This window comes from Paenibacillus sp. WLX2291 (genome assembly GCF_046603665.1).
GTDB lineage: Bacteria > Bacillota > Bacilli > Paenibacillales > Paenibacillaceae > Saccharibacillus.
This window is the reverse complement of record NZ_CP176755.1, coordinates 394,824-412,907: the sequence shown is the minus strand read 5'-3', so window position 1 is coordinate 412,907 and position 18,084 is coordinate 394,824. Positions and strand designations below refer to the sequence as shown.

The 18,084-nt window shown below is 49.0% G+C and carries 19 protein-coding genes; 6 read left to right on the top strand and 13 right to left on the bottom strand.

Annotation, left to right across the window (positions count from 1 at the left end; genetic code table 11):
• Positions 1 to 13 precede the first annotated feature (13 nt).
• From nfsA to ACDE64_RS01695, 6 genes are all read right to left on the bottom strand, one after another.
• Entirely contained in the window at positions 14 to 757 is a 744-nt protein-coding gene (gene nfsA, locus ACDE64_RS01720; RefSeq protein ID WP_411348796.1) for an oxygen-insensitive NADPH nitroreductase, read from the bottom strand.
• 238 nt (positions 758 to 995) lie between these two features.
• Entirely contained in the window at positions 996 to 3,479 is a 2,484-nt protein-coding gene (locus tag ACDE64_RS01715) for a heavy metal translocating P-type ATPase (protein WP_411348795.1), read from the bottom strand.
• A gap of 236 nt (positions 3,480 to 3,715) precedes the next feature.
• On the bottom strand, positions 3,716 to 4,444 hold the full coding sequence (locus tag ACDE64_RS01710) for a DUF4274 domain-containing protein (RefSeq protein ID WP_411348793.1): 729 nt from the start codon (positions 4,442 to 4,444) through the stop codon (positions 3,716 to 3,718).
• A 1-nt stretch (position 4,445) separates the two neighbouring features.
• A complete protein-coding gene (locus ACDE64_RS01705) occupies positions 4,446 to 4,658 on the bottom strand; it encodes a copper ion binding protein (protein WP_411348792.1) in 213 nt (70 codons plus the stop codon).
• A 145-nt stretch (positions 4,659 to 4,803) separates the two neighbouring features.
• Positions 4,804 to 5,166 carry a metal-sensitive transcriptional regulator gene (locus ACDE64_RS01700; RefSeq protein ID WP_411348791.1) on the bottom strand — a complete coding sequence of 121 codons (363 nt, stop codon included), beginning with the start codon at positions 5,164 to 5,166 and terminating at the stop codon, positions 4,804 to 4,806.
• A 307-nt stretch (positions 5,167 to 5,473) separates the two neighbouring features.
• The gene (locus ACDE64_RS01695) at positions 5,474 to 6,169 is read right to left on the bottom strand and encodes a response regulator (protein ID WP_411344828.1); all 696 of its coding nucleotides are present in this window, start codon (positions 6,167 to 6,169) and stop codon (positions 5,474 to 5,476) included.
• 45 nt (positions 6,170 to 6,214) lie between these two features.
• On the opposite strand from ACDE64_RS01695, the gene ACDE64_RS01690 reads away from it, so the two are divergent.
• Positions 6,215 to 6,571: an Hpt domain-containing protein gene (locus ACDE64_RS01690; protein ID WP_411344827.1), complete on the top strand. Its 357-nt coding sequence runs from the start codon at positions 6,215 to 6,217 to the stop codon at positions 6,569 to 6,571.
• Between the two features lie 218 nt (positions 6,572 to 6,789).
• Positions 6,790 to 7,362 (top strand): thymidine kinase, encoded by a 573-nt coding sequence (locus tag ACDE64_RS01685; RefSeq protein ID WP_411348790.1) that lies wholly within the window; start codon positions 6,790 to 6,792, stop codon positions 7,360 to 7,362.
• Positions 7,363 to 7,724: 362 nt separating this feature from the next.
• Here ACDE64_RS01685 and ACDE64_RS01680 read toward each other — a convergent pair whose 3' ends face one another.
• The 6 genes from ACDE64_RS01680 to ACDE64_RS01655 form a co-directional block, all read right to left on the bottom strand.
• Positions 7,725 to 8,165 carry an Asp23/Gls24 family envelope stress response protein gene (locus ACDE64_RS01680; RefSeq protein ID WP_411344825.1) on the bottom strand — a complete coding sequence of 147 codons (441 nt, stop codon included), beginning with the start codon at positions 8,163 to 8,165 and terminating at the stop codon, positions 7,725 to 7,727.
• 181 nt (positions 8,166 to 8,346) lie between these two features.
• Positions 8,347 to 8,550, bottom strand: coding sequence for a DUF2273 domain-containing protein (locus tag ACDE64_RS01675; RefSeq protein WP_411348789.1), 204 nt, complete (start codon positions 8,548 to 8,550; stop codon positions 8,347 to 8,349).
• 12 nt (positions 8,551 to 8,562) lie between these two features.
• Positions 8,563 to 9,120, bottom strand: coding sequence for an alkaline shock response membrane anchor protein AmaP (gene amaP, locus ACDE64_RS01670; protein WP_411348788.1), 558 nt, complete (start codon positions 9,118 to 9,120; stop codon positions 8,563 to 8,565).
• Positions 9,121 to 9,504: 384 nt separating this feature from the next.
• Complete coding sequence (locus tag ACDE64_RS01665; RefSeq protein ID WP_411344822.1) at positions 9,505 to 10,122, bottom strand: TetR/AcrR family transcriptional regulator; 618 nt, start codon at positions 10,120 to 10,122, stop codon at positions 9,505 to 9,507.
• Positions 10,123 to 10,231: 109 nt separating this feature from the next.
• Positions 10,232 to 11,389, bottom strand: coding sequence for a YhgE/Pip domain-containing protein (locus ACDE64_RS01660; protein WP_411348787.1), 1,158 nt, complete (start codon positions 11,387 to 11,389; stop codon positions 10,232 to 10,234).
• 486 nt (positions 11,390 to 11,875) lie between these two features.
• Positions 11,876 to 13,198: a hypothetical protein gene (locus ACDE64_RS01655; RefSeq protein WP_411348786.1), complete on the bottom strand. Its 1,323-nt coding sequence runs from the start codon at positions 13,196 to 13,198 to the stop codon at positions 11,876 to 11,878.
• Positions 13,199 to 13,529: 331 nt separating this feature from the next.
• Here ACDE64_RS01655 and ACDE64_RS01650 point away from each other — a divergent pair, with 331 nt between their 5' ends.
• The 4 genes from ACDE64_RS01650 to ACDE64_RS01635 all read left to right on the top strand — a co-directional run bounded on the left by ACDE64_RS01650 (position 13,530) and on the right by ACDE64_RS01635 (position 16,220).
• A complete protein-coding gene (locus ACDE64_RS01650) occupies positions 13,530 to 14,012 on the top strand; it encodes a hypothetical protein (RefSeq protein ID WP_411348785.1) in 483 nt (160 codons plus the stop codon).
• Entirely contained in the window at positions 14,012 to 14,347 is a 336-nt protein-coding gene (locus ACDE64_RS01645; protein ID WP_411348784.1) for a hypothetical protein, read from the top strand. Before ACDE64_RS01650 ends, ACDE64_RS01645 begins: the two co-directional genes overlap by 1 nt.
• A gap of 4 nt (positions 14,348 to 14,351) precedes the next feature.
• Positions 14,352 to 15,749 carry a glutathionylspermidine synthase family protein gene (locus tag ACDE64_RS01640; protein ID WP_411348783.1) on the top strand — a complete coding sequence of 466 codons (1,398 nt, stop codon included), beginning with the start codon at positions 14,352 to 14,354 and terminating at the stop codon, positions 15,747 to 15,749.
• 66 nt (positions 15,750 to 15,815) lie between these two features.
• Positions 15,816 to 16,220, top strand: coding sequence for a DUF350 domain-containing protein (locus ACDE64_RS01635; protein WP_411348782.1), 405 nt, complete (start codon positions 15,816 to 15,818; stop codon positions 16,218 to 16,220).
• A gap of 129 nt (positions 16,221 to 16,349) precedes the next feature.
• Here the strand turns inward: ACDE64_RS01635 and ACDE64_RS01630 are convergent, their stop codons facing one another.
• Positions 16,350 to 17,876, bottom strand: a complete 1,527-nt coding sequence (locus ACDE64_RS01630) for a DUF6359 domain-containing protein (protein ID WP_411346665.1) — start codon at positions 17,874 to 17,876, stop codon at positions 16,350 to 16,352.
• Positions 17,877 to 18,084 lie beyond the last annotated feature (208 nt).

Sequence of the window (18,084 nt, the reverse complement as noted above, 5' to 3'; positions counted from 1 at the left end):
ATCTTATGATGAATTAACGTTTGTTAAAGCCTTTTTTCTCCAAAAATCCTTTGAGCTGCATGCGTGAAGGAGTGGTGACCTTCTGCGCCATCAGCTTGGACCATGGTTCGGTTTTGGCACCGCCTGTACGCTCGCTCAAATAGTTGACCATCTGCTCATCATATTGTTTCACTGCTTCCAGCGTTGTCTCCGCTTGATAGGACTCGTGATGCAGAACGGCTTTAAGCGGTAAACGTGGACGAATCCCCGGCTCTTGGTTCGGATAGCCGATACACATGCCATAGATTGGATACACCAGCTCTGGCAAGCCGAGCAGCTCGGATACTTCTTCAATCTGTGTGCGAATCCCGCCGATATACACTACACCTAGACCGAGCGATTCTGCGGCTACTGCGGCATTTTGCGCTGCCAGTGTAACATCTGCTGTCGCTACGATAAAGTTCTCGACTGCATCAGCATATGATTCCTGCTCTGGCAAATGTTCTTGTACCGCATGTTCCAGACGATACAGATCGGCACACCAGACGAGGAATACCGGGCATTCGTCAATATAGCGCTGATTGCCCGCCAGTTCTGCCAGCTTGGACTTGCGTTCTGGATCGCGAACCGCAATCACGCTGTATGCTTGCACATTGCTGGAACTCGATGCCATCTGTCCGGCAGCTACAATCGCTTCCAGCTGTTCATCTGTCACAGGATCTGGTTTGTAGCTACGAATGGATCGGTGGTTCATCAGTAAGTTAATCGTTTCGTTCATATCTATCTACACTCCTGTCTGCTAATTATTCATAAGTATCTTACCTTTATAGTATGATCTTCAAACAGACAGTGTGCAAGTTGCGCTATTTAGCGCATGTAGACTTTCTCCATACGGCTACACTCCATAATGCTAACTCATATGATTTACAGCTTACCGGATCATCTTCCGTCGCTCACCAGACAATATATGATTCCATATTGTATGTGTTGAGCACCTGTTTTGGTTTCGTTCTCTATTACAGCTTCATCCGTTGCAGACGCAGTGCGTTCAATACGACGGAAACAGAGCTGAATGCCATCGCTGCACCTGCCAGCCACGGTGCAAGTAAACCCATGGCAGCAATCGGAATGCCGATCACATTGTAGGCAAGCGCCCAGAATAGATTTTGCCGGATATTGCGAATGGTACGACGGCTGACCAGAATCGCGTCAGCAATCCCATTCAGATCGCCGCGCATCAAGGTCACATCGGCGGCTTCCATCGCTACATCTGTACCGGTGCCGATTGCCATGCCAGTATGCGCCGTAGCCAGAGCAGGGGCATCGTTGATTCCGTCGCCAACCATCGCTACGATTTTGCCTGCATCTTGCAATCGTTTGATCTCGGCAGCTTTGCCTTCCGGTAGTACGCCTGCCAGCACGATATCCACGCCCGTCTGTTCCCCAATCGCACGCGCGGTACGTTCGTTATCGCCCGTAATCATGATCACTTCCAAACCTAGCTCATGCAATCGCGCAATCGCAGCACGCGATGTATCCTTAACCGTATCAGCAACAGCAATCCAGCCGGCGTACTGTTCATCCATTGCAATCAGCATCACCGTCTTGCCCTGTTGCTCTAGCGCTGAGATGGTATCTTCTACCTGTGTGGTATCTATACCAATTTCGCGCAGCAGCAGTCGTGTACCGACAACAATCGTATGTCCATTCTGCACAGCTACAATACCCTTTCCGGGTATATTTTCAAATGATTGTACCGATTCGGTTACAATTCCCTGCTCCTTCAATCCGCTCACAATCGCACGCGCCAGTGGATGCTCCGATGCACTCTCGGCAGCAGCGATAAGCGTCATCCACTGCCGTTCATCCATCGTATCAATCTCTGCATGCCAGTCGGTCAGAACTGGTTCACCGCGGGTGATCGTGCCTGTTTTGTCGAGTACGACGGTGTCTACTGTATGAGCGGCTTCCAGATGCTCGCCGCCTTTGAATAGAATGCCGTATTCGGCAGCACGACCGGAGCCCGCCATAATAGAAGTCGGTGTCGCTAGCCCAAGCGCACACGGGCAAGCGATAACGAGTACGGCAATTGCTTTTTCCAAGGCACTGCTAAAGTTACCCGGCTCCACGCCCCAATACCAGATACCGAAGGTGAGCAGGGCAATGCCGACAACAACCGGTACGAAGATACCAGAAATGACGTCTGCCATTCGCTGAATCGGCGCTTTGGACACCTGCGCTTCTTCGACGACACGGATAATCTGTGCCAGTGCGGTATCTCGCCCGATCTTTTCTGCTCGGAATTTCAATCGTCCGTTGCGATTAATCGTCGCCCCGATGACGGTATCGCCGATGGCTTTGTCGACTGGTAGGCTTTCGCCTGTCAGCATCGATTCATCCACCGAGGATACACCGTCAACGACCTGTCCATCCACGGGAATCTTCTCGCCTGGTTTGACGATAATGATATCGCCGATCACAACATCTTCGGCAGCAATCTGTATCTCCTGTCCGTCCCGTTCTACCAATGCAGTCTGCGCACGCAGATTCATCAGGCTGCGGATCGCTTCGGACGAACGTCCTTTGGCGCGATGTTCAAACCATTTGCCTAATAAAATCAACGTGATCAGAATCGAACTGACTTCAAAATACAGCTGCACTTCCGCACCCGGCACAATGAGCGCCCGAATCATCAGAAACAGACTGTAAAAATAAGCCGCTGACGTACCGAGTGCCACCAGCACGTCCATATTGGCACTGCCGCTACGCAGCGCCTTGTAAGCACCTACGTAAAACTGACGCCCAATCACAAACTGCACAGGTGTCGCCAAAATCAACTGAAACCACGGATTCATCAAAATAGGCGGCATATACAGCCACGAGGTTATACTAAAATGCGCAACCATTGCCCACAGCAGCGGGAATGACAATACCGCCGAAGCAATCAGCTTCCACTTGCGCTGCTCTTCCTCTTGTTGACGGCGATTGCGGATCCCTTCCTCCTGCTTCGGTGAAGCTTTGTAACCAAGCTTTTCCACCCGGCGCATAATGTCTTCGCCGTCCAGCGTACTTGGATTGTAGACGACGCGTGCCGTTTCCAGTGCCAGATTCACATTGACGTTATCCACACCATCCAACCGGGACAGCCCTTTTTCGATACGGGTCGCACAGGCGGCGCAGGTCATGCCGGTAATATCATAATCTACCGTTTCCTTGAGCGTCTGATAACCGAGCTGCTGAATTTTGCGTTCTACATCGCTAGCACTCGTCTTGCCAGGCTCATACGTAATTGCCGCGCGCTCCAATGCCAGATTCACATTGGCTTCGGTCACACCATCCATGCGGCGCAGCCCTTTTTCAATCCGGGTTGCGCAGGCGGCGCAGGTCATACCACCGATCTGCACTTGCAGCTGTTTAGCGGAAGAGGAGCCGTCGGTATGGGACGTCGGCAATGGGGTTGAAGATGGCTCAGTGGATGATTTCTCAAGTGGCGTGTTCATAGGAAGTACCTCCTTTGCAAAGAATAGGTCAGATTCAATCATGAGTTACATACTATATTGTCAGTTCCATTTTCATTCTCAGATACCCAGTGGGGGTATATTTCAGTCAAAAGAGAACTGCCGACGGATGTTCCATCTGGATGTATCCATTCGGCAGAGCATTTCACTTCGTATTCCATCAACATGAAGCATACGCAGATGTTAAGTGCGTATGACATCCAACTCTGTTGCTCACTCTAGGATGACTGTGAACGAGAAGCAGCTAATTTCTGTTGTAAAAGCACAGCTAACTCCTTATACGGTTCTCCTTCATCACGTTGAAGCAGAGTCGCCTCATCCATTGCTAACCAATAATCGCTATCCAGCAGTTCGTACATCGTATGCAGTGTGATCCAGGCACATTGTGGGTTACGCGCGATGATCAGCATCGGTGCTGGACTATCATCCCAGTTGTACTGCTCTGCGGCTGCATGCAGCACGACATCATCATCCAGCAGAGCGGCAGCTTGGCAGGCGGCAGATACCGATTCCTGATACACTACCGTATCAACGGTTGCCTGCTCTTGCTCTGTCAGTTCCAACCGTACTGCTCCTGTCGTATTGGATAAAAGACGGGTAGCTTGCAGATCATGTCTGGTTCTCGCTTCTTGCCATGCGGAATGAAGAACCCCAGCCGGATGATCCAGCTTCGCACCTGCCTGCAATAACAATGGAATCAGATCGTATTGCTTGAAATTCACCGCTTTGATCAGCGCCGTATCGCCCAGCTTATCGGATACTTCCAATGCCGGTTGTTGCTGTAGCAATAGGGATATTAGTTCTGCCGGGCGACGATTCGTAATCATCAACATTAGCGGTGTACGTCCACGTTCGTCTGGCTGATTGATGTCCAGTTGCTCCACAGCGATACGTAATTGATCCGCATCCGCCGTTTTGCTGATCGTTGCCCAATTCAATGCTGTCAAATCAAGCCCCTGCGGAAACGACGTCGTAGCCTTGATCTTCAATCGCTTCGGTCATCTTCACGACATCAACCTGATTCTCATCGTATTCAATATCGACTGACTTGCCTTCCAGGTTAACTTTCCCAATTGCGCCAATCTCTGCGAGTGCACCTTCGATCGCTTTGACGCAATGCTGGCAGGACATACCTTCTACTTCTAATGTTACTTGTGCCATTGTAATTCCTCCTCTTTCGTTGGGTTTGATCATTCAAATAACATCTTGTATATGCTTACCATAAATGTACCGATGAACACTAGCTCTCCTACAGAGTTGAATCATCGAACATTCCATAGTCGAGCAATGCTTCTTACTTCTGGCTTTATTTTAACAGCTTATTGATCGTGATCAGCAGTTCGTCGATCACTTCGTTCTCGCCCGCTTCGATCCGTTCGATGACACAGCTCTTCATATGACCTTCGAGCAGCAATCTGCCAACCGAATTAAGTGCAGACTGGGCAGCAGCGATCTGATTCAGCACATCATCGCAATATGTGTCCTTCTCAATCATGCCTTTGATGCCACGAATCTGTCCCTCTACCCGATTCAGGCGGCGAACGAGATTCGTCTTCATCTCATCCGAATGATGGCTGCGACGTCCATGATGACTGCCGGTAGCACAGGCGTCCCCCTGTTCCGCAATGTCGAGCAATGTTTCTTCCTGCGAAGTGCCTGTCTTCTCCATTCCATGTCCCCCTCTGCCATCACATCAGTAGACTGTATGTTTCCTACTCGCACTGATGCGGATGTTGATTATGTTTCCATTTTAACATACCCCCATGGGGTATTCAAGATGATCTGATTCTTTTCGTATTGTTTTTGCAAATTACGAGAAATAGCTATCTGACGATACAGTGATCATATGCTTTGCATATTGTATTTGGTGTACCACTCAAAAAATTACATAAAAAGGTAATTTCAACGGGATTCTTGCTCTCATTATGGTAAACTTAGGTCATTCCTATTCAGTTCATTCCAACTATCTATTTGTATTAAGAATCTGCTGCATCCGATACCGGCGCTTTGGCATTCTTCTTCTCATCGTCCGATGGCGCGTCTTGTGATCTGTTTGTATCTGCTTTGTTGTCCTCTTCTTGTTGAGAAGGATGCTCCTGCTCCGACGCCGAAGACGAATCGTCCGGCATATTCCCAAGCGCTTGCGAATATGACTCCTCTTGCGACGCATCGTCTGTCTGATGATCGCCGCTCAACATGACGTCCAATTCTCTCTGCTCCGCTTCAGTCAAAGGTTCTGCGGGCACGGATTCCAAATCGTTCGGATCAGCAGGCGATTTCATAGACGTACTACCCGCTTTCCCTTCTGGCTGTAAATGCTTCATTACCCGTTCTAGCAGCTGTGGTGGATCGACCGGCTTGGTCAGGAAGTCGATGGCTCCGCGGCGAATGCCTTTGACTACAATCTCAGAACGCGAGTCGCCTGACAGCAGCAGTACCGGTACATCTCGTGTCGCCGGTTTGCTTTTTAATTCTTCTAATACTTGCAATCCGTTCATGCCCGGCAAATTAATATCCAGAATAATCAGATCATACGCTGTAATACGGGAAGGAATACGCAAAAAGTCGACCGCATCCTCAAATGAATCCACCAATACATTCTCATCTTCTAGCAAATGTTTCACCAGCATGACAAATGGGTTGCTATCATCGATAATTACTATTTTTTTCACGATTATTCTCACATCCTTTTTTATAATCAAAGGGAGGAACCCCACGTGTCCAAAGCAGAACGATACCGGCAGATTATGGAGCAGACACGCATCCGCTTCCTCCATGATGCCAGCATCAAAATGCAAGAGCTAGATGCCAGCTTCGCCACATACCGCCAGACCAACGATCCGTCTGAATCTACCGCCCGCGAACTCGCCATGCTGGTGCACCGCCATGTGCATGCCATCAAGGGATTGGCGTTAACGCTGTCCTTTGTCGAGATTGATCACATCTGTGCTGTGATGACTGATTACATTTTAAACGATTCAGACAAAATATGGCAGTCTCCCGATATTCACTGGCTGGAGCAGCAAACGAATGAGCTGAAACGACTGCTGGATCAAGCTGCCCAACCTGAATGAGGTATCGCATAAGATGTGTACCCTATCATCGTATTCATAGGTATACGTATTGGTAGTGGTTGGATTCAAGCATAGCAGTCTTGCATACGGCATTCTCCTATTTCAGCGTTGCCCTGCCCTTTGCAATACTTTGCCGTGATGTCTTGGTCTTGCTGCCGTTTCCTGATACAATGGATCAGGTTAACGGAGCGAAACTACGGAGAAAGGGGCATTTTTCGTTGGCACAGCTATTTTTTAAGTACGGCGCCATGAACAGCGGCAAATCGATTGAAATTCTCAAAGTTGCCCATAATTATGAAGAACAGAACAAGCATGTCCTTATCTTCACTTCTGCGCTGGATACGCGGGATGAAATGGGTTATGTATCGTCACGCATCGGGGTACGGCGGCAGGCTATTGCGATTCACGAAGATACGGATATTTATCATATCGTGCAAAATTACCAGCCCAAGCCATCGTGCGTGTTAATTGATGAATGCCAGTTTCTAAAAAAGGACACTGTCCTGCAACTGGTCGATATTGTAGACAAGTTGAATATTCCGGTGATGGGCTTCGGTCTCAAAAACGATTTTCAAAACCATCTGTTTGAAGGCAGCCAATATATGTTGCTCTATGCGGACAAAATTGAGGAAATGAAGACGATCTGCTGGTTCTGCGAGCGCAAAGCAACGATGAATATGCGCATGCGCGACGGACACCCCGTCTATACGGGCGAGCAGATTCAGATTGGTGGTAATGAAAGTTATTACCCGGTTTGTCGCAAATGCTACAACAATCCACCCATTTCCTGAAGAATCTCTTGTCAACATAAACCAAACCCCGTAGTCATCTACTGTATCAATGCAACATTGATTTAAAGAGCGAGCTGTGCTGATTCTAACCGTTTCATTTCTTTGCATTTTGGTGTATCATAAGATTATAAAGAAAGCCCACAGTGCGTGAACACTGTAGGCTGGAATGCAAGGTCGGCGGAAACGTCGGCGATCGCTTATAACATCAGAATATTACAAGATAACCGCCGGGTCAGGTTCCTCAACCTCTATGACCGGCGGTTTTTCTTGTTTTTGCGGCGTACAACTGGTACAACTCTGGATGGGCTACCAGGTATATTCTAAATACCATGTGGCACATGCAAATACATGTATGGAATGGTTTAGTTCACACGTTCTATTTTGGGTTCTTCTTGCGGTGGTTTGGTTTCAAGTTCGAATTCCTTGCGCGTTTTGACATCTACGATATTGAGGTTAATCTCTACGACTTCCAAACCGGTCATCCGGTTGATCGCTTCGGATACTTTTTTGATCAGTTCATTGAAGATAGCGGGGATACTTTTGCCGTATTCGACAACAGCGACCAGATCAAGGGCGACCTGCTTTTCACCGACTTCGACATCTACGCCGCGAATGACATGTTCCGCATTGCTAAAACGACCTGCCAGATTGCTAAAGAATCCACCTTCCAGCGACAGTACGCCCGGTACTTCGTTAGCTGCCAGAGCAGCGATCTTCTGTACCACCTGGTCTTCAAAGGTAAGTGAGTTTTTGCGAGCTTGCAATGATGCTTCCTGTGTTGGTTCCAGTCTGGTTTCTGCCATGTTCAGTCATCCTTTCACGATTGCAAATTGTAATTTGTTCCCATCACGACGGTGCAGCAACTAGCTATACGCTTGTTCAGCGCAGTCATACATCTATTGTATAAAGGATGGATCACTCATCTGCGACGAGCTGTATCCTTCCCCAATACCGATCTTGTTGTTCTTTGCTCTCTATTCAGGGCTACCGGGTAAAAAACTGAATCCAGCGCTGTACATCCAGTGCGCCATCTTGCCATTTACCGATCAGAAACCCGACGACCATGCAGGCGATGATTAGCAGGGTATATTTGAACCCGATGGTGATCCACAAAATGCCAATCAACAAACCGAGCAGCGTCCACAAAATCCGTCTTCGATAAGGCATCAACTGTTCCAGCAATTCCAATGGATTCCCTCCTTATATGACACGCGGCACCTGTTTATTTTTCTTCTCTTCTTGTCTTTCGTTAATGAGCACTTCCACCTGAACCTTCTCAATCTGTAACAGCTGCTGAAGCTGCTGCTCGACATACAGCTGCAATTCGCGTGACGCATCCACCAGTCTCGCTGTTGGTATGACGCCGCCGCTAATACGCGCATATACCGCCTGATTGCGGCTGTTCAGTCTGGTGCTAATCTGCGGTTGTTTTAGCAGATTCTTCTCCTGTACTGCATAGAAAATGGTCTGTTCGATCATCGCCTGTGACAGACGGATAGAGCCGACTGGAGTCGTAATATACAACGCTCTTGTTTTCGGACGCGCCAGCAAGCTAACTAGAACCATTAGCGTGCATACAACAAACACAATCAGCGACAAAATGACGAGCGATTGTAATACCCATGGTTGCTGTGACAAGTATGTAACAACCACTTCTGTTACACGTCCCAGCGGATACGTAATCGCAATCAGTACCGCCGTAACGACCATACCCGCCAATCCGATCAGGAAAATAATCAAGCGTGTCAGCCTGTTCATGCCATCTCTCCCTCTGTTGTTCGTTTTCACGTCCTACATGCCGTCTGCCCTATACTTGCAACTAATGGAGCAGCGAGATGTAATCCGTCAACCCATGTTTACAAATGCTTGTTATACGTATTTACGTGTACGACGATATGAATATTTGCCTACCTTATGACTGTGTATGAGAAGCAGGTCGATTTCTAAACCTAATATGCAGTAACCAGAATATAGGTCGTATGAATCATTAAATTCTCCTATTTTATGTAAAATTAATGTGAACATAAGGAAATACGTTTATATGTGTATATCTTTGGTCATGGCTTCATATATGCAAAAAGGATGACCTGTACCGCTTCTCTCCGCGTGTTCAGATCATCCTTATGTGTATCTATCTGTTTGTTATGATGGCGATTGTTCGCGATAGCCGATACCGTACAATACATATCGTTGTAGTTCATCCAGCTGCTGCTGTCGATTCGGTTGCTCCTGATCGAGCAGCGGAATAAATGGAAACGATTTGGCGGTATTACTGCCGAACAGAATACTCCCCATCACTTGCAAAAACGTCTGGTCGAGCGAATAGAACTGAAACACGCCTTGTTCTCGACCTTCTTTTAAATATTGTCGCAGCAGTTCCCATGCCGGGAACGTATACTGCTGAATCGTCGCAATTCGCTCTGAACGAAGTGCAAACTCCTGATGCAAAATATGCGAAATCTCCGGGTCTTGCTGACCAAAATCGAACAGTCGCTCAATCAAGCGCGCCAACCCGTTAACCGGGTCCAGCTGCTCCTGCCGAATATGTTCAGAAAAGAGTGGAAACGGAATAAACTGTTGCAGCATCGCTTCAAACAGATGCTCCTTGCCCCCATAATAGTAGGAAACGAGCGAAATATTCGCATTCGCCTCCCGGCAGATCTCGCGGATGGTCGTCGCTTCAAAGCCTCTGGCTGCCGCCAGTTTGCGTGCCGCCTGCAAAATCCGCAGTTTCACATGATCTTCGCCTTGTTTTACCAAAGTCCCCTTCACTTCCCTGCTTCAAATTGCTTACAGCCGGAAACAACACACAGACCTGTTTCGTTCTGATTCACCAATCATTTCCAGACTCGCTTCTCTTATCTTAGCATCAAGACTCGGCTGCCGCTACTGTAGGCGATACCGGCATGCGGTCGCGGCGGAAATACGTCGATACAACGATGATGATCAGCGCCACGGCAAAGATCAGTACTAGCGCCAGACAAGCCGCTCCCGTACCATTGCCACCAAACAGAATGTTCATCAAGCCTTGTACCGCGTACGTCGCTGGGAAGGCACTGCCCAGTACATGGTAAAATTCCGGCAACAGCTCACGCGGCATCATCGCCCCGGACGATACCAGCTGCACCGACAGAATCAGGATGTTGAACAGCATACCCGCCATATCGAATACAAACAGGAACATCTGCGCTACGAACATAAAGGTCAGCAGGAACAGCGCCTGGAAGCCCCACAAGGCGAAGAAGCCATGTCCTAACTGTCCACCAAACAACGCCACCAGCGAAGTACCGATCAGCGATACAACGACTGCTGACGCAGCGGTAACGAGCAGACGTACCGACATGCGCTGCCAGCGTCCGAAGCGGCTTGCCATCGCTTTGGATGAGATTTGAAAATTCTGTCCCATGATCATCGCGCCCACATACGAAGCAAGAACCATCATCATTGGCACCATCTGGTTGTTCATGCCCTGCACCGGATTCACAGATTGAATATCCGATACGACACGCTGCGCCAGCATAGCTGCGGTCGCCTGCGCTTGTTCTGCCGATGCCTGACCGGAACCGGAGAATACGCCAGTCAAGCCGCTCTGAATCGCAACCTTGTTCACGCTCGCCGTTACTTGATCGGCGATATTGGTCATCATATTCTTGATCATGACTGGATTGAATTCGTTAATAAGATAATGCAATTGTGCTGGATTCGCCGATTGCACCGATGTACCAAAATCGGACGGAATCTGGATAATCATCTGCACCTCGCGATCCTGCAATTGCTGCTTTGCCTGATCGAGGGTCAGTCCGCTTTTCACTTGTACAGGCAATTTGCCTTGCAATCCTTCGATAATCTGCTGTCCGTAAGTAGGGTCTTCGTTGACTACCGCTACGCTCAGATTTTGCAGACGATCGGTAATGCCCTGATAGCCGGTCATCCATACGACGGTGAAGATGAGTTGGAACAGAATTGCCGTCATAATTCCGACTTTGGTCGTGGGCAATTTCATAAATGCTTGAAACGCGCTTTTCATGTATCCTCCTTGTGACGCCATGTAGCAATGGACTGTCTGTACATTTGTTAAAATTTAGTTGCTGTAACGTTGCTGGAACAAGTTTTTCAAACAACCGTTTAATATCATAGAATCTGAAAGCGGATACTGTCAAATAAAGAATTTAAAATTTTTCGGGAGAGGGGGAACACTCCGGGGATGGAACATGCCGGCGCCTCCGGTGAAGCCCGGATGTCAGGAATGGGTGAATGCGGTCGACATCCGGGCTTCAAAGTCGGACGTCCGGCATTGTTCCATCCCCTCCGTTCCGTACCTCGTCCGGTACTCTTTTGGGGGGAGGGCAGGTGTAGATAGTTGGAATGACTAAGAAAATCGTAATATAAAGATCGTGATATGTAGTAAAAAAGAAGTCTGCTCGGGGGAGCGACTTCTTTTTGTTTGATTGGTATTTAACGGGTAGTTGTATGGAATGGATGGTGGTACTGGGTTGCAATGTTTGCATTGTAATTAGGTGTTGTTTGTATTGGTTGGCTGTGGATGGTCTGGGTTTGTTGAATGGTTTTGGGGATTGCGATGTTGATGTTGGGTGCGTAGGTCTTGCAGGATGAGCCATGCCATCCAGAGCAATGCGACGACGTGGATGCAGGATACGATGATGCCTGGGGTCGGTGGTAGGTAGCTGGTCATGACTGCCCACAGGTTATAGGTGATGGTGACGCTGAGTAGTAGCGCGAGTGGTATCCAGCGGCGATCCAGCAAGGTGATCAGCAGCAGCATGATCAGTGCGGGGACGCTGTAACGCTCGTGAATCTCGGTTGGTAGCATGAAGAAGGCGAAGGAGATCCAGGCGCCGGCTTTGAGCATGGTGGCGGTATTCAGGGTACGCCGTCTCCCTATATACCAGCCGGTATATAGCACTGCCAGCAGTAATAATACAAAACCGATATTACGAAGCGAGATTACGTTCCACAGCTTGATCGTGTCGCTTGTATCGGGCGCTGTACCGACCAGATAGTACCAGATGTTGAAGGCATTCAAGGTTACTTGCTTGTACATGCCGACTGCACTCAGGTACGCCCCTCGAATCATCGCTGTGAATCCGCCGTATAGGGCGAAATATAGAGCCGTGAGCAGTAGCGGCAGCAAGGCACCAGCAAGGAATAGCAGCAAGGGACGCAGTTGTCTTTTCCATAATGTTCGCAGCATGTACCAGCCGAATACAGGCGCGATGACGATTGCTTGAAATTTGGTTAGCAGTGCGAGCGCGAACAGGATGCCCGCGATCAGTGGAGCGGACAAGATGAGCAGCAATGAGCCGGTCATCAGCATGCCGTTCAGTATATCGACCTGCCCCCAGATGGCGCCATCGACGATTAGCACGGGATTGAGCGCGAACAGTGCCAGCAGCAGCGGGCGGGCGATGACTCCAGCTTTGCCGCGTGCCCAGATCGCTACAGCGATAAAAGATAGCAGGTCCAGTACGATCAGAATTCCTTTATACGACAGCGTACCTGCGGTTGCCTGTATGCCGAACAGATGTAGGACTGCCGCATAGATGCTCATCAGCGCCAAGAAAATTGGCGGGTAGTTGATTCCATGATTGTGCATATAGACGGTTCCCATTCCATATTGCCTCACATCGTTCATCCATTGCACGAATAGATTCTGGTCGTCCATAAACCCGGGATAACGTCCTCCAAGCCAGAGTCGAACCAGCAGACCGGCGACTAACAGCCCCGCGATCCACCACCATTCACGGCGGCGATTGTCTGTATTGTATCGTCCCGTCCGATGCAGACGAGATTGCAGCGCATTCGCGCGTTTATTCATACGGTCTTACCTCCCTGTGCAATACAAAAGTGGCAGACGTTTATCCAAGGAAAGCATGATATGCTTCGTCGCATACATACTAGAAACGATAATGCTTGCCCCTATTATACAGTCGTCTATGGCTGGATTACCAACAATGCCTACTCATTTACTAGCCCGTATCATGACCTTCCTCCCTTTCCTCTGTATAGGAAGTCCGAATTTGCCAGAATAGTATTGCCAAATGCACATTTTTATCGAAAAATGGGAATATTGCATCTTTATGCGAGATGCTTCGTAAACATGGAAGTATTGCAAATAGCAAGTATTCAAAAGGAGTGAGCATGACAAGATGTATTACCCACTACAATACATAGAGTGGTCGGAACGACAACAACGCGAGCAAGGATTGATTCACGAGTATCCATCACTGCCGCAGGATGAGTTATTTCTGCACAAGCTGGTAGATGCGGTCAAGCTGAATCATCGCATCTGGGTACATATTTCGCATGAAACGCAGGACGATCAGCGGCATGTCGTGTATGCGCGTCCATTTGCTCAGGAGTTACCGGAGCCGTATCAAGAAAGTCTCGGTCGTGTCATCGCCGGGCAAAAGGATTATCCATCGCGACTGGAGCCGGAATTCTGGATCTGGGACGGGCGTGATTTTATGCGCCGTGCCTCTTATTCTTCGTTTATGTCCACACTGGATATTGCGCGCCTGCTGCTGGATCATTATCGGGTCGAACAGGGATATACGTATGAACTGCTGTATACGGCACTAGATGCCGATCGGCAAAAAGTCATGATTTTCATGAGAGGAGTGGATTTGTAATGAACAGCGATACCAACATCTCCTCGTCTTCACAGGTACCTAGTAGCGAATCGTCGGAGTCATCTAGCAAAGCGACAGGCAGTGCCGCCAACAAAGCCAAAATGACCGCCTTCTCGCTCATGCTGATCGTACCGGTTGCTCTCACCGGCTGCGGCGACAAAGATCAGTATTGTCAGTATGACAGTGCAGGCAAGCCATTTGACTGTCAGGATGAAGATTATTATTACAGCTCCGGCGGTGGCTACTATAGCTCCCATTCTTACAAAAAAAGCACGTCCAGCTCGCACAGCGGTTTTGGTAGCTCCGGCTCTAGCCATTCGTTCTTTGGAGGCTGATTTTATGCGGCAAACCCGTAATTTGCAACTATCGCGTGAGGTGTTATTTAGCGGTGAAGTGGCAGAGGTCGTACCGTATCACATCATGTACGACAAGCCATATTGCTTGTCCGCCTTAACGCTGTACACCTCACATGAATATGAGCAGCTTGCACTTGGTTCACAGCGCTTGCATCAGCTATACCGCAAAACGCTACGCTTCGTCCAGCAGCATTTGCCAGAGCCATATCTGATTCATCAGCTTGGTCTGCATCCTCTACTCGCTGCGCTAGCAACAGAGCAGATCGATTGGGACGGCATCACCCGATTGGACTGGATCATCAGCCCGAACGGCGATATGAAATGTATTGAAAATAACACTGATACGCCTAGCGGCATTCCAGAAGTCGCGTATTTGGAAGGAAAGCTGCTGCAATATGCGCCGGATTTACGACCTGCCTCTGCGCAAATGAATGAATGTATTCGTGAGATGTTCCTGTCTGCGGTATACGATTATCGGCAGCGCGGACTTGGCGGTATCCTGTATATGACTAGCTACGACTGGCATGATGAGGATCGGATGAATACACTCTATCTGTTGGAACAATGCAAGCGAGCAGGCATTGACGCGGTATACGTGCCGCTGGAGCAATTGCGCATTGTGCCGGGTGACGGACTCTTTTATGAACAACAGAAGATTGAGCTGTTATACCGTCTGTATCCACTTGAATACCTAGTGGAAGATCGCGAGGAAGACAGCGGACGTACGGTGGGCGAGGACTTGCTGCATCTGGTAGCGGATGGCAAGCTTGGACTGATCAATCCGGTACAGCATATGATCACCCAGAGCAAAGGCTTTCTAGCTACGCTCTGGTCGCTATATGAACGTAACGACCAGATGGCGGAGCAGATCGGCTTTACGTTGTTTACAGAAGAAGAATGTCAGTGGATTGAGCGGTATATGCTGCCGACTTATTTTACACCTGAACCGTTTATACTGGCGGATATTCCATATGTGTCAAAAGGGTTCTTTGGACGCGAAGGTCAGGGCACGAAGCTCATACATCAACCGCAGTTGCAGGGAGAATCTGTAGCGGAGACTGTAGATTCTTCGCCACAAGAACAGACGATCACAGAAACGCAGGTGCCTTCAGCTGGTGCTTCCGATTCCGATCCTACCGACATAGCAGAGGACGAAGCCGCCGCCGCTATCGCTGCTTATTATGAGCAGCAATTGCAGATTTACCAGCAGATGCAACCGATGGAGCCAGTGTGTGCGCAGACGGTGGAAGGCGATTTTGACGGGTATTTGTTGACGGGTGCCTTTGTGATCGGCGGACAATTTGCTGGTCTGTTGCCACGGATTGGTGGCAAGGTTACGGACAATCTGGCATGTTATTGTGCAGCGGCAATTTTGCCGTAAGTATAGCAGCAGGACTCGATAGGATAGAACAAAGAGATGGTATTCATTTATTAAGGAGGAACTGTGTTGAGAAATTTTGTAGCGGATCTGGGGCATGTAGGAATTGGGCTGGTGATTTTATTTGTCATTTTGCTGGTGGGGTATTATGTATTCAGCCGTTTGACCCGGTACGATGATAACAAGGAGATCGCCGCAGGAAATGAAGCGGCTGGCATGTATATGGGCAGTAAGCTGCTCGGATTGTGTATTATCGTCGGGCTGGTGTCGATCAGTTCGGACAATTGGCTGGATGTGATCATCTGGTCAGCGGTCGGGATCGTGATTCTGTGTCTGGTGTATATGATCTTTGACCTGATCACGCCGAAAACAAAGCTGTGCGAGCAAATTCAGAACGGCAATATGGCGCTGGCGCGTTTGCTGCGCTCGGTCATTATCGGCATCTCGTTCGTCATCGGCACATTTTTGATGTAAGCATGTGAATAAGGAAACAGCCCCTATGTACCCATGACGATATGGGAGACATAGGGGCTGTTTGGTTTGGAGTATCGCTTGGTTGCTTTGTTTTAGCTTGCTGTTCAGTGGGGATCAGGGATCAGGTCATTATTGAGCTACATAGCCATAAGAACCGGATTTGAATGTTTTTGGATCATACCATTTGTATCCTGCGGATGGAGCAGCCCAAGGTTCAGCTTGCGGCTCCGTCGATGTAGCAGGGTTCTCGATCGACAGCAACGATGTTTTGCTGTCCAGTGTCAGACCGCTTACTTGTGTCAGATCGGTATAGCTTTCTTTGACAGCCAACCAGCGTACGGTGTTCACGAGCAGGGTAGCATCGTTCACTTCTTTGTAGCCATCGTAGGTCGTTTTCGTTTGACCGGTTTCTTCGCGTTTGTACTTCGGCGAAGCGTCTTCTACTGGTGAGGAATCGCCGATAAATGCTGCTTTCCCTGCACCGAGCTTGGATACAGCCGCGTAAGGACCTTCTGCGCGTCCGCCGCCATTGTATACCCCCTGATCGACAGCATTGCCCCATTTGGACATGCCAGATGGGATATAAACGATCCCTTTTGCTTTATTCGGGTCCAGAATGGCGAGTGTGGAACCAGCGTGCATCGCTACCGAGCTAACACCAGCAGTAATGCCGAATGCTTGCGAGGAAGCAACGATGTCCGTTGCGTTAGCATCACCCAGCGCATTGTAACGGAAACGAATACCGAAGTTGCTGCCCAGCCAGTCAGAGCCAGTTACATTTTGCATTGCCGGAGAAGCGGCTTCTTCAGTTGTCATGCCTAGTGTCGGATTGTTGTAAGCGCCGCGGCGGTATCCGTTGATCGCTTCGGAACCATCCCAGCGGTTTTTGTTACGGTCAGCGTTGTAGTGGTCACCGATGAAGAAGATGCTACCGCCGCCTTTGACGTATTGCAGCATCGCTGCCTGTTCGCTTGTTTTGAACGGTACGTTCGGCTCGGCGATGACGAATACGTCATAACCTTTCAGCTTGTCGTACGTGATCGCTTGCTCGCCAAATGTGTAAGGAATCGAGCGTTCCAGCGAAGCGACTGTGAAGCCGTCTGCACGCAGACCACTTGCAAAGTCGGAGAATCCGCCGTCAATTACCCAGTCGGCTGCACCCGCTGTTTGGGCATGGGTATTGTCGAACAGTACTTTTTTGCCTGTACCGTTAGGCAGTGTCGTGCCGGGTTCGGTTGGTGGAGGGGTTGGGGTTGTACTGCCGCCTGTCGTGATGGCAGTCGGGTTCTTTACACCCGCAAAGTTGTTGTATGTACCGGCTGTGCCTGTAACCGTAATCGTTGTGCCGATCAGTCCCGGGTTCGTTTGCAGACCGTATTGGGAACGGAACGATGTTGGCAATTGAACATCCAGCAATTTGGATGTGCTGGTTTCGCTGCTGCTGTCTGCCAGCAACACGTTAAAATCATTCGCAAATGGACTTTTGAAATTCGCGGTTTGCGAACCACTGGCGTGCCCAACGATAATACCGGTTACCGTAATCGTGCCTGCACTTTGCGATTGGATCGCCTGTGCTACGGTGAGTGCTGTTGCTGCTTGCACCTGCTGTTGGGGGATAAATCCCAGCAATGTAGCGACTGTCAGAACAGCAGTCATCAGCGTAGCAACCCATCTTTTGCGAATAGTGTAATTCAATGAACATTCCTCCTGTACCCGTCCATGCGGGAAAATGCGATTCTCTATTGATCATATTCCTCTTTTATCTATCAAATTCCTCTTTTATGTAAAATTTTTATTAAAAGGAAATTTAGGTCATTTTTTCGTATTTACGTGATGTCTTTTTCATGTCATATATAGACAAATC

Excerpts from the sequence above, each read along its gene's own strand:
- ACDE64_RS01700 (WP_411348791.1), bottom strand. The coding sequence starts at position 5,166 with ATGGAGAAGACAGGCACTTCGCAGGAAGAAACATTGCTCGACATTGCG.
- ACDE64_RS01640 (WP_411348783.1), top strand. The coding sequence starts at position 14,352 with ATGCGGCAAACCCGTAATTTGCAACTATCGCGTGAGGTGTTATTTAGC.
- ACDE64_RS01645 (WP_411348784.1), top strand. The coding sequence starts at position 14,012 with ATGAACAGCGATACCAACATCTCCTCGTCTTCACAGGTACCTAGTAGC.
- ACDE64_RS01705 (WP_411348792.1), bottom strand. The coding sequence starts at position 4,658 with ATGGCACAAGTAACATTAGAAGTAGAAGGTATGTCCTGCCAGCATTGC.
- ACDE64_RS01660 (WP_411348787.1), bottom strand. The coding sequence starts at position 11,389 with ATGAAAAGCGCGTTTCAAGCATTTATGAAATTGCCCACGACCAAAGTC.
- ACDE64_RS01630 (WP_411346665.1), bottom strand. The coding sequence starts at position 17,876 with ATGACTGCTGTTCTGACAGTCGCTACATTGCTGGGATTTATCCCCCAA.
- nfsA (WP_411348796.1), bottom strand. The coding sequence starts at position 757 with ATGAACGAAACGATTAACTTACTGATGAACCACCGATCCATTCGTAGC.
- ACDE64_RS01715 (WP_411348795.1), bottom strand. The coding sequence starts at position 3,479 with ATGAACACGCCACTTGAGAAATCATCCACTGAGCCATCTTCAACCCCA.
- ACDE64_RS01655 (WP_411348786.1), bottom strand. The coding sequence starts at position 13,198 with ATGAATAAACGCGCGAATGCGCTGCAATCTCGTCTGCATCGGACGGGA.
- ACDE64_RS01650 (WP_411348785.1), top strand. The coding sequence starts at position 13,530 with ATGTATTACCCACTACAATACATAGAGTGGTCGGAACGACAACAACGC.
- ACDE64_RS01680 (WP_411344825.1), bottom strand. The coding sequence starts at position 8,165 with ATGGCAGAAACCAGACTGGAACCAACACAGGAAGCATCATTGCAAGCT.
- amaP (WP_411348788.1), bottom strand. The coding sequence starts at position 9,120 with ATGAACAGGCTGACACGCTTGATTATTTTCCTGATCGGATTGGCGGGT.